The organism is Streptomyces resistomycificus (assembly GCF_001514265.1).
GTDB classification, from domain to species: domain Bacteria; phylum Actinomycetota; class Actinomycetes; order Streptomycetales; family Streptomycetaceae; genus Streptomyces; species Streptomyces resistomycificus.
The window spans coordinates 202,787-215,928 of the sequence record NZ_KQ948993.1 but is presented as its reverse complement, the minus strand read 5'-3'; the positions used below and the strand labels follow the sequence as shown (position 1 = coordinate 215,928).

General features: G+C 72.5%; 14 protein-coding genes. 8 read left to right on the top strand and 6 right to left on the bottom strand.

Translation table 11 applies throughout. The annotated features are described in order from the left end of the window. Nucleotides 1-151: 151 nt before the first annotated feature. Entirely contained in the window at nt 152-370 is a 219-nt protein-coding gene (locus AQJ84_RS22220; RefSeq protein ID WP_030041697.1) for a hypothetical protein, read from the bottom strand. Between the two features lie 114 nt (nt 371-484). Here AQJ84_RS22220 and AQJ84_RS22215 point away from each other — a divergent pair, with 114 nt between their 5' ends. Next, nucleotides 485-1,390, top strand: coding sequence for a LysR family transcriptional regulator (locus AQJ84_RS22215; protein WP_030041698.1), 906 nt, complete (start codon nt 485-487; stop codon nt 1,388-1,390). A 109-nt stretch (nt 1,391-1,499) separates the two neighbouring features. On the opposite strand, the gene AQJ84_RS22210 is transcribed toward AQJ84_RS22215, so the two are convergent. Continuing rightward, complete coding sequence (locus AQJ84_RS22210) at nt 1,500-2,063, bottom strand: NAD(P)H-dependent oxidoreductase (RefSeq protein WP_030041699.1); 564 nt, start codon at nt 2,061-2,063, stop codon at nt 1,500-1,502. 119 nt (nt 2,064-2,182) lie between these two features. Here AQJ84_RS22210 and AQJ84_RS22205 point away from each other — a divergent pair, with 119 nt between their 5' ends. The 4 genes from AQJ84_RS22205 (at nt 2,183) to AQJ84_RS22190 (ending at nt 6,644) form a co-directional block, all read left to right on the top strand. After that, nucleotides 2,183-2,860: a TetR/AcrR family transcriptional regulator gene (locus AQJ84_RS22205; RefSeq protein ID WP_053191795.1), complete on the top strand. Its 678-nt coding sequence runs from the start codon at nt 2,183-2,185 to the stop codon at nt 2,858-2,860. 85 nt (nt 2,861-2,945) lie between these two features. After that, complete coding sequence (locus tag AQJ84_RS22200; protein ID WP_164873100.1) at nt 2,946-3,980, top strand: LacI family DNA-binding transcriptional regulator; 1,035 nt, start codon at nt 2,946-2,948, stop codon at nt 3,978-3,980. Nucleotides 3,981-3,998: 18 nt separating this feature from the next. Then, the gene (locus tag AQJ84_RS22195) at nt 3,999-5,177 is read left to right on the top strand and encodes a 4-hydroxybenzoate 3-monooxygenase (protein WP_053191797.1); all 1,179 of its coding nucleotides are present in this window, start codon (nt 3,999-4,001) and stop codon (nt 5,175-5,177) included. A 30-nt stretch (nt 5,178-5,207) separates the two neighbouring features. Further along, on the top strand, nt 5,208-6,644 hold the full coding sequence (locus AQJ84_RS22190) for a benzaldehyde dehydrogenase (protein WP_030041705.1): 1,437 nt from the start codon (nt 5,208-5,210) through the stop codon (nt 6,642-6,644). A 34-nt stretch (nt 6,645-6,678) separates the two neighbouring features. On the opposite strand, the gene trxA is transcribed toward AQJ84_RS22190, so the two are convergent. Further along, entirely contained in the window at nt 6,679-7,065 is a 387-nt protein-coding gene (gene trxA, locus AQJ84_RS22185) for a thioredoxin (RefSeq protein ID WP_030041706.1), read from the bottom strand. A gap of 121 nt (nt 7,066-7,186) precedes the next feature. Between trxA and AQJ84_RS22180 the strand changes: the two genes are divergently transcribed. After that, nucleotides 7,187-8,620, top strand: coding sequence for a dihydrolipoyl dehydrogenase family protein (locus AQJ84_RS22180; RefSeq protein ID WP_030041707.1), 1,434 nt, complete (start codon nt 7,187-7,189; stop codon nt 8,618-8,620). 6 nt (nt 8,621-8,626) lie between these two features. Here AQJ84_RS22180 and AQJ84_RS22175 read toward each other — a convergent pair whose 3' ends face one another. Continuing rightward, nucleotides 8,627-9,274, bottom strand: coding sequence for a peptide deformylase (locus tag AQJ84_RS22175; protein WP_030041708.1), 648 nt, complete (start codon nt 9,272-9,274; stop codon nt 8,627-8,629). A 149-nt stretch (nt 9,275-9,423) separates the two neighbouring features. Between AQJ84_RS22175 and AQJ84_RS22170 the strand changes: the two genes are divergently transcribed. Continuing rightward, a complete protein-coding gene (locus AQJ84_RS22170) occupies nt 9,424-10,836 on the top strand; it encodes a PepSY-associated TM helix domain-containing protein (protein ID WP_053191799.1) in 1,413 nt (470 codons plus the stop codon). Between the two features lie 82 nt (nt 10,837-10,918). Here the strand turns inward: AQJ84_RS22170 and AQJ84_RS22165 are convergent, their stop codons facing one another. Together AQJ84_RS22165 and AQJ84_RS22160 are read right to left on the bottom strand one after the other, a co-directional pair. Beyond that, entirely contained in the window at nt 10,919-11,266 is a 348-nt protein-coding gene (locus tag AQJ84_RS22165) for a tetratricopeptide repeat protein (RefSeq protein ID WP_059198856.1), read from the bottom strand. 50 nt (nt 11,267-11,316) lie between these two features. Beyond that, nucleotides 11,317-11,772 (bottom strand): hypothetical protein, encoded by a 456-nt coding sequence (locus tag AQJ84_RS22160; RefSeq protein ID WP_030041710.1) that lies wholly within the window; start codon nt 11,770-11,772, stop codon nt 11,317-11,319. A 153-nt stretch (nt 11,773-11,925) separates the two neighbouring features. Between AQJ84_RS22160 and AQJ84_RS22155 the strand changes: the two genes are divergently transcribed. Further along, nucleotides 11,926-12,891, top strand: a complete 966-nt coding sequence (locus tag AQJ84_RS22155) for a pirin family protein (protein ID WP_030041711.1) — start codon at nt 11,926-11,928, stop codon at nt 12,889-12,891. Nucleotides 12,892-13,142 lie beyond the last annotated feature (251 nt).

The following is a 13,142-nucleotide window of genomic DNA, read 5'->3' as shown; positions in this document are numbered from 1 at the left end:
GCGACCCCAGGTCCGGGCGACCCCAGGTCCGGGCGAGGTCGGACGGGGCAGGCGCGTCGCGGCCCGCGGCGGCCCGGGCATCGACACGGTGTCCTGGCCCCGCGCGTCGGGGAGCCGCCGAGTGGGTCGAGGGCTGCGCGGCACCGCCCGGTCAGCGACAGGTCGAGCTCGGCTGAGCCGCCGCCGGACGGCTGCGGGAGACGATCCGGGTGCCCCGGCCGTCGACGATCCGGACCTGGAGCGAACCGCAGCCGCAGCGGGTCCACACCGTGCCGCCCGCCGCCGTGCCGTGCCGGGACACCACCTGGAAGGGCTCGGCGTCGTCGGGCCAGCCGCAGTGCGGGCAGACGGTGCCGGTCGTGCTGATCATGGGAACTCCTTCGTGCGGAGGGCTGGTGGGCCGTCGCGACACAGCCAGGGTGCGTCGGCACCTCCGTACACGTCCAGGTTGACTTTCTGGAGCCGACCTTGAAGCGTGGGCTTCATGATTGATCTGCGCCGACTCCATGTCCTGCGGGCGGTGGCGCACTACGGCACCGTCACCGCCGCGGCGGGCGCCCTGCACTTCACGCCGTCCGCCGCCTCCCAGCAGATCCGCCAGCTCGCCCGCGACCTGGGCGTCGACCTCCTCGAACCACAGGGTCGCGGGGTGCGGCTCACCCCGGCCGCCGAGAGCCTGCTCGCGCACGCCGACGCCATCCAGGCCCGCTGGGAACAGGCCGAACTCGACCTCCGTGCCGACCACGGCGAACCCGCGGGGCCGCTGCGTGTCAGCGGATTCCCGGTGGCCGTCTCGGTGCTGCTGGCCCCGATGGCGGTCCGGCTGCGGGAGCGGCATCCGCGGCTCGCGGTCCGGATCCAGGAGGCGGTGGTGCCCGCGAGCTTCGACCTGCTCTTCGAGGGCGAGACCGACCTGGCGGTGGTCGAGGCGACCCCGCACAACCCGCCGCTCGGCGACGCCCGCTTCGACCAGCAGCCGTTGCTGGACGACCCGTTCGACCTGGTCGTCCCCGAGGACCATCCGCTGGCCGGGCGGGCCCGCGTCGACCTCGCGGAGGCGGCGCACGAGCCCTGGATCGCCCCGGTGCCGGAGAGTCCGTGCCGTCCGCATGTGCTCTCGGCGTGCGGTGAGGCCGGGTTCACGCCCGACGTGGTGCACCACGCGCTGGACTGGAACGTCACCGCTCATCTGGTCGCCCACCGGCTCGGCGTCGCGCTGATCCCGAGGCTGGCCCACCTCACCCCGCACCTGCCGATCGCACGGGTGCACTGCACGGGCGACCCGCACCGCAAACTGCTCACCTGTACCCGCACGGGCGGCCGCACACGCCCCGCGGTGGTGGCCGCGCTGGAGGAGCTGCGGGACCTGGCGCCCACGGCGGTGGCGTGACGAGCAGGGCGACGCAAAGGAGGGGGCCGGAGCCCCGCGCGGGCTCCGGCCCCCTCTGGGACCTGCGGTGATTCGGCGGTTCCAGCCCCCTGCCGGGGTCCGGTACGCGTCAGGCGGCGACCGCCTCGCCGGCGTGGCCGTGCAGACGGGCGACCACCTCGGTGAGCTGCTCGGCGACCTCGGCGTCGTCGGCCGGGTGGGTCTCGGCGAAACGGGTCAGGGAGCCCGGGATGGAGAGCTTGAGGTCCTCGATCACCCGGCCGCCGGCGATGCCCACGGCCTTGCGGGCCTCGTCCTGCGCCCAGACGCCGCCGTACTGGCCGAAGGCGGTGCCGACCACGGCTACGGGCTTGCCGCCGAAGGCGCCGGCGCCGTACGGACGGGACAGCCAGTCGATGGCGTTCTTCAGGACGGCCGGGATGGTGCCGTTGTACTCGGGCGAGAAGAGCAGGAAGGCGTCCGCCGCGCCGGCGGCCTCGCGCAGCTTGGCCGCGGCGGCCGGGACGCTGCCCTCGACGTCGACGTCCTCGTTGTAGAAGGGGATCTCGGCCAGGCCCTCGTACAGCACCACGTCGGCGCCTTCGGGAGCGTGCTTGGCGGCCGCCTCGGCGAGCTGGCGGTTGGTCGAACCGGCGCGAAGGCTGCCGACGAGCGCGAGGATACGAACAGACATATGAAACTCCAGGGTACTGAAAACACTGCCGTTTACGATCCGGACCGAGGTCCGTTTAACTTTCTAGCATCCTAACCGGACCGCGGTCCAGTTCTGTTCCGATGCTTTACGCTGTTTTCATGTCCGCCGTCCTGCCTCCGATCCCGCAGTCCCAGGAGCCTGTCGAGCGGCCCGGGTTGCTCCAGGTCGGGACCGCCGAGGAGGAGCCCTGCCTGCGGGCCGACGCCGCGCGCAACCGGGCCCGGCTGCTGGAGGCGGCCGCCCGTCTGGTCGCGGAGCACGGCGCCGCCGGCGTGACGATGGAGGCGGTGGCCACCGCCGCCAACGTCGGCAAGGGGACCGTCTTCCGGCGCTTCGGAGACCGCACCGGCCTGCTGACCGCGCTGCTGGACCACTCCGAGAAGAAGTTCCAGGCCGCCTTCCTCAGCGGCCCCCCGCCGCTGGGCCCCGGAGCGCACCCGGCCGAGCGGCTGCGGGCGTTCGGCTGCGCTCTCCTGCGCCGCTCGGCGGACGAACTCGAACTGCAACTGGCCGCCGAACCGAGCCCGGAGCGCCGTTTCTCCGTCCCGGCCCGCCGCGTCCTGTTCAGTCATGTCGCCCTGCTGCTGCGGCAGGCGGCCCCGCACGCGGACGCCGAACTCCTCGCCCACACCCTCATGGGCTATCTCAGCCCGGTCCTCGTCCATCACCTCACCAGGCAGTGCGGGATGCCCCTGGAGCGCCTGGAGTCCGGCTGGTGCGACCTGGTCGACCGGATGACGGCCACGGAGACCGGGCCGCCGTCGGCCCCGCACTAGGCCGCCGCGCTCACCAGCGCCTTCGTCACGAAGGTTCCCCCAGACGAAAGTCGTGCGCACAGGTTCTGCAAAGATGCGGTACGTCATGGTGCAGATACCGAAAACGCCCGCCCCCGCGTCGCCCGTACCGCGCTCCGTGCCCACGAGCGCCGATGTGGCCCGCCTGGCCGGCGTGTCGCGCGCGACCGTCTCCTACGTCCTGAACAACACCAGCGCCGTCCGGATCAGTGAGCCCACCCGCCGACGGGTCCACGAGGCCGCGAAGGAACTCGGGTACGTGCCGCACGCGGCCGCCCGCAGTCTGCGCGCCGGGCACAGCAGGATGGTGCTGATGCCCGCGCCGAGCTTCCCGGTCGGCCCGCTCTACAGCCAGTTCATCAGCGAGCTCCAGTGGGCCCTCGGACGCCTCGACTACACGGTCGTACAGTTCGGCACGGTCGGTGTGCACGGCGACGAGGCCGCCCGTGCCTGGGCCGAGCTCAGGCCGGTCGCGGTGCTGGTGCCCGGCTCCGGTCTGCATCCCAAGGGTGTGACCGTGCTCAAGCGCTCCGGTGCCCGGGCCGTGGTCACCCTCGGCCCCGAGGCCGTGGACGGCGCCCACGCCCTGCTCATGGACCACGAGGCCGTCGGGCACTGCGCCGGGACCCACCTGTATGCCCGCGGCCGGCGCCGCATCGGCGTCGTCGTGCCCGAGGAACCGTGCCTCGGCTCCTTCTCCACGCCCCGCCTCGAAGGCGTACGACGGGCCCTGCACGGCACCGACGCCACGGTCACCGAGCTGCCGCTCGCCTACGAGGAGTCCGCCGCCGCCCGGCTCGCCGCCGGCTGGCGCGAGCTCGGCCTGGACGGCGTCTTCGCCTACAACGACGAGTACGCGATGCTGCTGATGCGGGCCCTGCAGGACGAGGGCGTCGCCATCCCGGACGAGGCGGCGGTCATCGGTGCCGACGACCTGATGCTCGGACGGTTGCTACGGCCCAGACTGAGTACCGTGCACATCGAACTGCCGTCCGGCCGCGACCTGGCCGAACTGGTCGACCGCGCGGTGCGCAACCCCGGTGCCGCGCCCGAGACGCACACGGTGCTGGGAGCCACGGTGGTGCACCGCGACTCCAGCTGATCCCCAGGGAGGCGGGCCATGCGCACGACGGTCGGCATCATCGGCGGCGGCCCCGCAGGGCTGCTCCTGGCCCGACTGCTGTACCGGGCCGGCATCGACTGCGCGGTCCTGGAGAGCAGGACGCGGGAGTACGTCGAACAGCGCCAGCGGGCCGGAATGCTGGAGCAGGGCACGGTCGACGCCCTGCACGAGGCCGGGGCCGCCGACCGGCTCGACACCGAGGGGCTGGTGCACCACGGCATCGAGCTGCGGTTCGCGGGCGAACGCCACCGCATCGACTTCCCGGCTCTCACCGGCGGCCGTACCGTCACGATCTACGCCCAGACCGAGATCGTGAAGGACCTCGTGGCGCTGCAACTCGCCGACGGGCCGCCGCTGTTGTTCGAGGCGGAGGCGCTGTCGGTCGAGAAGCCGGAGAGTGAGCAGCCCGTCGTCCGTTTCCGTCACGAGGGCCGGGAGCGGACGCTGGCCTGCGACTGGGTCGTCGGCTGTGACGGCTTCCACGGCATCGCCCGTGACGCCTTCCCGGCGGCGGGCAGCCGGACGTACGCCCACGACTACCCGTACTCCTGGCTGGGCATCCTCGCCGATGTCCCGCCGTCCTGCGACGAGTTGATCTACGCGCGCGGTGAGCGCGGGTTCGCCCTGCACAGCATGCGCTCCCCGTCCGTCTCCCGGCTCTACCTCCAGGTTCCCAACGGGACCGACCCCGGGGACTGGCCCGACGACCGGATCTGGGACGAACTCGCCGCCCGTTTCGCGATCGACGCCGACTGGACGCTGGGCCGCGGCCCGGTCACCGCCAAGTCCGTGACGCCGATGCGCAGTCACGTCCACGAGCCGATGCGCCACGGACGGCTGCTGCTGGCCGGGGACGCCGCGCACATCGTCCCGCCGACCGGAGCCAAGGGCCTCAACCTCGCGGTGTCCGACGTCCGCCTCCTGGCCCGCGCCCTCACCGGCCTGTACGGCACCGGGTCCACGCAACTCCTGGACCGGTATTCCGAGTTGTGTCTGGCCAGGGTGTGGCAGGCCACCCGGTTCTCCGACGACATGACTAGGATGTTGCATGCTCAACCAAACGGGGATGCGTTCGAGAACCGGATGCAGCTCGCACGGCTGCGCCGCATCACCGCATCCCGCCACGCAGCTGCCGAACTGGCCGCCCACTACACGGGACTTCCGCTCCCGCTGTGAGTCCCACCGGTGATCGAACGGAGAGCCGTCATGCCGTTGCTCGACCCCAAGACCTGGCAGTCCCGCACCCTTTCGGGCCCTGAACACACCATCACGGAGCCCGCCACCGGCGACACGCTCGGCACCGTCACCCTCGCCTCCGCCGAGGACGTCGGCACCGCCGCCGAGGCCGCCCGCTCCGCCCAGGCGGAGTGGGCCCGCGTTCCCCACTTCGTCCGCGCCGGCGTGCTGCGCAAGGCAGGCGACCTGTTCGCCGAGCACGCCGCCGAACTGCGCGAGTGGCTGGTCCGCGAGTCCGGGTCCATCCCGGGCAAGGCCGACTTCGAACTGCACGTCGCCGCCCAGGAGTGCTACGAGGCCGCCGCCCTCGCCTCCCGCCCGGCCGGACAGATCCTGCCCAGCGAGGCACCCCGACTGTCCTACACCCGACGCGTCCCCGTCGGGGTCGTGGGCGTCATCGCGCCCTTCAACGCCCCGCTGATCCTCTCGATCCGCTCCGTCGCCCCGGCGCTCGCCCTGGGCAACGCGGTCGTCCTGAAGCCGGACCCGCGCACGGCCGTCTGCGGCGGCCTCTCGCTCGCCGCGGTCTTCGCCGAGGCGGGCCTGCCGGAGGACCTGCTGCACATCCTGCCCGGCGGCCCGGACGCCGGCCAGGCCCTGGTCGCCGACCCGCGGGTGCCGGTGATCTCCTTCACCGGTTCCACCGCGGCCGGCCGGGCCGTCGGCGAGGCCGCAGGCCGCCACCTCAAGCGCGCACACCTGGAACTAGGCGGCAACTCCGCCATGATCGTGCTGGAGGACGCCGACCTCGACGCGGTGATCTCCACCGCCGCCTGGGGGTCCTTCTTCCACCAGGGCCAGATCTGCATGACCACCGGCCGCCACCTCGTCCACCGGTCCGTGTACGCGGAGTACGTCGAGCGGCTCGCGGCGAAGGCCGACTCGCTGGCCGTCGGCGACCCCTTCCGCGGTCAGGTCCATCTCGGCCCGGTCATCGACTCCGGCCAGCTCGCCAAGGTGCACGGCCTGGTGCAGGCGAGCACCGCCCAGGGCGCCAGGCTGGCCGCGGGCGGCACGCACGAGGAGCTCTTCTACCGGCCCACGGTCCTCGCCGACGTCGGCGACCGCACACCCGCGTACGCGGAGGAGGTGTTCGGGCCGGTCGCGCCCGTACGGCCCTTCTCGACCATCGAGGAGGCCGCCGTCCTGGCCGCGGACAGTTCGTACGGCCTCTCGCTCGGCATCGTCACCCGGGATACCGCCCGCGGGCTCGACCTGGCCGAGCGGATCCCGACCGGCATCGTCCACATCAACGACCAGACCGTGAACGACGAGGCCGTCGCCCCGTTCGGCGGCATCGCCGCGTCCGGCACCGGCGCCCGATTCGGCGGCGAGGCCAACCTGGAGGCCTTCACCGACGTCCGCTGGACGACGGTGCGCGGGGACGTCGCGCCGTACCCGTTCTAGCGGTCCGACGGGTCACCCACGCTGCTCGGCAGGGTCACGCGCCGTTCTGCTCGGCCTGTGCCTGCTGCTCCGCGACGGCCTTGCGGACCTCGTCCATGTCGAGCTTGCGGGCCTGCCCGATGACGTCCGTCAGGGCGGCCTCGGGCAGGGCGCCCGGCTGGGCGAACACGGCGACCTGGTCACGGACGATCATCAGGGTGGGAATCGACTGGATACCGAAGGCCGCGGCCAGCTCCGGCTGCGCCTCGGTGTCCACCTTGCCGAACACCAGGTCCGGGTTCTCCTCGGCGGCCTTGTCGTAGACCGGCGCGAACTGACGGCACGGCCCGCACCAGGACGCCCAGAAGTCGATCAGGACGAACTCGTTGTCCGTGACCGTCTGGTCGAAGTTCTCCTTGGTCAGCTCCACGGTGCTGGTCATGGCGTGATCCCTACTTCCTCGGTGTGGGGGCGAAGCCGTGGGCACAACACGGCGGCGCTGGTCCGTATTCCGCGCGCGTACCCATGTGGCCTGTGCGCACACCACCCACCAGACTGACCCCATGACGGAAACGGAATCCATCGCGTACGACGTCGTGGTGCTCGGTGCCGGGCCCGTGGGGGAGAACGTCGCCGACCGCACCCGTGCGGCCGGCCTCTCCACCGCGGTCGTGGAGAGCGAACTGGTCGGCGGCGAATGCTCGTACTGGGCGTGCATGCCCAGCAAGGCCCTGCTGCGCCCGGTCATCGCCCGCGCCGACGCCCGCCGCACACCCGGCCTGAGCCAGGCGGTCCAGGGCCCCCTCGACACGGCCGCGGTCCTCGCCCACCGCGACTACTACACCTCCCACTGGAAGGACGACGGCCAGGTCGGATGGCTCGACAGCATCGGGGCCGACCTCCACCGCGGCCACGGCCGCCTCGCCGGGCCCCGCACGGTCACGGTCACCGGCCCCGACGGCGAGCGGAAGGTCCTGACCGCCCGGCACGCCGTGGCCGTCTCGACCGGCACCCGGGCCGTCCTGCCCGACCTGCCGGGCCTCGCGGAGGTCGGGCCCTGGACGAGCCGCGAGGCCACCAGCGCCAAGGCGGCCCCCGGGCGGCTGGTCGTCGTCGGCGGGGGAGTGGTCGCCACCGAGATGGCCACCGCCTGGCAGGCGCTCGGCTCCCGGGTCACGCTCCTGGTCCGCGGCAAGGGTCTGCTCAACCGCATGGAACCCTTCGCCGGCGAACTCGTCGCCGAGGCCCTCACCGAGGCCGGCGTCGACGTCCGCACCGGCACCTCCGTCGCGTCGGTCACCCGCGAGAGGGGCACGGTCGTGGTCGTCACCGACGCCGGCGACCGGGTCGAGGCGGACGAGATCCTCTTCGCCACCGGCCGAGCCCCGCGCACCGACGACATCGGCCTCGACACCGTGGGTCTGGAGCCGGGCTCCTGGCTGGAGGTCGACGACAGCCTGCGGGTCACCGGCCACGAGTGGCTGTACGCCGTCGGCGACGTCAACCACCGTGCCCTGCTCACGCATCAGGGCAAGTACCAGGCCCGGATCGCGGGCGCCGCCATCGCCGCCCGCGCCTCCGGGACCGCGACCCTGGAGTCGGAGCCCTGGGGCGCGCACACGGCCACCGCCGACCACGCCGCCGTCCCCCAGGTCGTCTTCACCGACCCCGAGGCCGCCTCCGTGGGGCTCTCTCTGGCGGAAGCGGAACAGGCCGGACACCGGGTCCGCGCCATCGACCACGACCTCGCCTCCGTCTCCGGAGCGGGCCTGTACGCCGACGGCTACCGGGGACGCGCCCGCATGGTCGTCGACCTCGAACGCGAGATCCTCCTCGGCGTCACCTTCGTCGGACCCGGCGTCGGCGAGCTCATCCACTCCGCGACCATCGCGGTCACCGGCCAGGTCCCGATCAGCAGGCTCTGGCACGCGGTCCCGTCGTACCCGACGATCAGCGAGGTGTGGCTGCGGCTGCTGGAGGCGTACCGGGACAACTGACGCGCGTCACCCGGGCAGCTCGAAGCCGAGGGAGGCCGCGGCCTCCTGAGGCGTCGGCTGCGCCCACCACCGGGCCATCGCCTCGTTCGAGGACAGCGAGCGCGGCTCCGCACGGTCGAGGTAGAGCGTGCCGTCCAGGTGGTCGGTCTCGTGCTGGACGATCCGGGCGGGCCAGCCGGTGAACACCTCGTCCACCGCGCGACCCCTCTCGTCCTCGCAGGTCAGCCGTACCTCGGCGGGCCGGGCCACCACCGCCTGCCAGCCCGGCACGCTCAGACAGCCCTCGAAGAACGCGGCCCGGGTGCCGCCGACCGGCGCGTAGGACGGGTTGACCAGCACCCGGAACGGCTGCGGCACCCGTCCGCGCACCAGCCGCACCTCCTCCGGCACCGGTGCGGGATCCTCGATCACCGCGATCCGCAGCCCCACCCCGACCTGCGGTGCCGCCAGGCCCACGCCCGGGGCCGCGTGCATCGTGATCCGCAACGCCTCCACGAAACGGGCCAGCAGACGGGGCCCCAGCTGTCCCTCGAAAGGCTCGGCGGCGCGCCGCAGCACCGGATCACCGGCCGCGACGATCGGCAACGGGCCGTCCGTCGCCAGGAGTTCCTCGACCAGTTCGGCCAGGGGCGCGCGATCACGGGAAGCAGCCATCGCGCCAGGATGCCACGGAGCCCCGAGCCGACCCCCGCTCTTCCGTGTGACGCAGGCCACATGATCCGCCGGGAACTCGGCGCTGCTTCTTCCCGACTTCTGGACCGCCACCACCGAGAAACGTCCCCTGCCCCGGGAGAAGCCCGCCGATGTCCACCGCTCCCTCGACCACCACGGACGAGGCCCCGCAGCCCGCCGCCCCGGCGCCGAAGCCCCGCGGCAGCTGGGCGCCGTTGCGCCCGCTGGTCCTGCGCCTGCACTTCTACGCCGGTGTGTTCGTCGCGCCGTTCCTGTTCGTCGCCGCCGTCACCGGCTTCCTGTACGCCGGCGCGTTCCAGGCCGAGAAGATCGTCTACGCCGACGAGATGACCGTCTCCGCCGTCGGCGACGCCAGGCTGCCTATATCCGAGCAGGTGGCCGCCGCCAGGGAGGCTCATCCCGGCGGCACCGTCTCGGCCGTCCGCCCCTCGCCCGAGGACGACGCGACCACCCGGGTGCTGCTGTCCGGCGTCGAGGGCGTCGACCCGAACCACACCCTGGCCGTGTTCGTCGACCCGTACACGGCGAAGGTGCAGGGCGCGCTGGAGCAGTACGGCGCGACCGGCGCTCTGCCGCTGCGTACCTGGATCGACGAGTTCCACCGTGACCTGCACCTGGGCGAGAACGGGCGTCTGTACAGCGAGTTCGCCGCGAGCTGGCTGGGGGTGATCGCGCTCGGCGGTCTGGTGCTGTGGTTCTCCCGCCGTCGCGCCCTGCGCAAGCTGCGCGGCACCAGCGGGCGGCGCCGCTCGCTCGGGCTGCACGGCACGGTCGGGGCCTGGGCGGCGGCCGGGTTCCTCTTCCTGTCGGCGACCGGGCTGACCTGGTCGACGTACGCCGGAGCGAACATCGACGAACTGCGCACGGCGCTCGGTCACTCCACCCCGTCGGTCACGGCGTCCGCGGGCGGTGACCACTCGGGCCACGGTGCGTCCGCCTCGGCCGGGGACGCGGAGCACGGCGTGGGCCTAGACAAGGTCCTGGCTGCCGCCCGCGCGGAGGGCCTCGGCGACCCCGTCGAGATCGTCCCGCCCGCCGACGCCTCCTCGGCGTACGTCGTGAAGCAGACGCAGCGCAGCTGGCCCACGAAGCAGGACGCGGTCGCGATCGACCCGGCATCCGGCGAGGTCACCGACGTCCTGCGGTTCGAGGACCATCCGGTGCTGGCCAAGCTGACCCGCTGGGGCATCGACCTGCACACGGGCGTGCTGTTCGGCCTGGTCAACCAGATCGCGCTGATGCTGCTCGCGCTCTCGCTGATCGTGCTGATCGTGCTGGGCTACCGCATGTGGTGGCAGCGCGGCCGCGGCTCCGCCTTCGGCCGGCCGATACCGCGCGGCGCCTGGCAGCAGGTGCCGCCGCAGATCCTCCTGCCGTGCGTGGCGGCGATCGCCGTGCTGGGCTACTTCGTCCCGCTGCTCGGCATTCCGCTGGCCGCGTTCATCGCCGTGGACGTCGTGCTCGGCGAGATCGACCACCGGCGGGGGCGGCGCGCGCAGGCGAGCGGCGTCGACGCCGGGTAGCGGGTCCTGGCGAATCCGAGGGCGGCGTGACACGGCTCGGGCCCGGCTCCCTACCTGGGGGCCGGGCCCGAGCCGTCGTCGTTCAGCGCTCTTCGAAGTCGCCCGCGAGTGCCGAGGCGAGACGCAGGTGCGGCTCGGCCTCGTCGTCCCGGCCCTGCCGCTGCAACGTGCGGCCGAGCATCAACCGCGCGTAGTGCTCCACCGGGTCCCGCTCGACGATCACGCGCAACTCGCTCTCCGCGCGCCGCAGTTGGGCCGAGTGGTAGTAGGCGCGGGCCAGCAGCAGCCGCGGTCCGGTCTGCTCGGGCACCTCCTCGACCAGTCCGCCCAGGACACGCGCCGCGGCCGCGTACTCCTTCGCGTCGAAGAACATCCGCGCGCGCTCCCAGCGCTCGGCCGGCGTTCCGTGGTCGTAGTACGTCATCTCCACTGTCGACCTCCTTCGCGGGCTTCAACCGGGCGAGGTGGTCAAACATTCCACTACTTCGGGCGCTCCCCGGCGAGCGCGGTCAGCTCCGCGTTCGCACGCTCGGTGACCAGGGCGAGTACCCGCCCCGCGGCCGCCAGGTCCGCCGCGGGGACACCGGCGTAGATCCGGGCCGAGATCTTCGAGGTCTCGGCGCTCGCGGTGGCGTACAGCTCCCGTCCGGCATCGGTGGCCAGCAGCTTCGGCCCCTCGGCTGTCACCAGTCGCCTGGCGGTCAGTTCCTCGACGACGCCGTGCACTTCGGCGGCGCCGACCTTGAGCGAGTCGGCGACCTGTCCGACGACCGCGTCGCGCTCGACGGGGGCGTCGGAGACCGCGACGAGTCGCAGGGTCACCAGGTGCTGGAAGGACAGGTCGTACTGGTCCACGACGCTCTCCAGGACCGCGCGTCCGGCGTAGTGGGCCAGGCCGATGACCCGGCCGTCGACAGTGGGTGCGGGGGTGGTCATGACTGCTCCTCGGTGCCTTGACGGTTCCTCTGTGGTGTCTCTTCGGACCTCGGTGATGCGAATAAAGTACATGACTACTATATCCATGGCTACTAATTGCCCCGGAGCTCGTCGACCTGACGTGGAAGCCCGCGCGGGGCTAGGTTGAGCGCCATGAGCAATCTTGATCGCGAGGCGGCCCCGACCCTGTGCGGTGGCCGCGGCTTCGTGGTGGCCGAGCCGGTCCGGGAACTCCTCAGCCCTCGCCGCGTGAAGCTCGGCGAGTCCACCGAGGTCCGCCGCCTGCTGCCCAACCTGGGCCGCCGCATGGTCGGTGCGTGGTGCTTCGTCGATCACTACGGTCCCGACGACATCGCCGACGAGCCCGGCATGCAGGTGCCTCCGCATCCCCACATGGGCCTGCAGACCGTGAGCTGGCTGCACCAGGGCGAGGTGCTGCACCGCGACTCCACCGGCAGCCTCGAGACGATCCGCCCGCGCGAGCTGGGCCTCATGACCTCCGGCCGGGCCATCAGCCACTCCGAGGAGAGCCCCAGGTCCCACGCCCGGTTCCTGCACGGCGCCCAGTTGTGGGTCGCCCTCCCCGACGGCCACCGCCACACCGACCCGCACTTCGAGCACCACGCCGAGTTGCCCCAGGTCACCGCGCCGGGCCTGACGGCCACGCTCATCCTCGGCTCCCTCGACGGCGCGACGTCGCCCGGCACGACCTACACCCCGATCGTCGGCGCCGACCTCAGCCTCACTCGTGGGGCGGACGTACGCCTGCCGCTCGACACGGACTTCGAGTACGCCGTGCTGTCCATGTCGGGCGAGGCCCACGTCGACGGTGTACCGGTGCTTCCCGGATCGATGCTGTACCTCGGCTGCGGCCGCACCGAACTCCCGCTGCGCGCCGAGTCGGACGCGGATCTGATGCTGTTGGGGGGCGAGCCGTTCGAGGAGGAACTCATCATGTTCTGGAACTGGATCGGACGCACCCAGGAGGAGATCGAACAGGCTCGCGCGGACTGGATGACGGGGACCCGGTTCGGCGAGGTCAAGGGGTACGACGGCGCCCCGCTGCCTGCTCCTGCGCTGCCTCCGGTGCCGCTCAAGCCGCGCGGAAGGGCTCGCTGACCTGCAGGAATGGCTGACGGGCCGGTGACAGTCCTGTTGCCGGAGTTCGTCCAGGGCAGCAGGGCGTCCACCGGTGGCATTGCGGACCACCCGGAGTCGGACGTGACTCCCGAGGGAGCCTGACCCCGCCGTCTGGTCCGGCGTCGGGAATGACTCGAACTGGGTCGCTGGCCCGGGCATTCTCCGGACGCTGAGGCGGCCATCAGCGACATCCAGAACATGGGGACGTTCTTCAAGGCCCGGCGCGAACA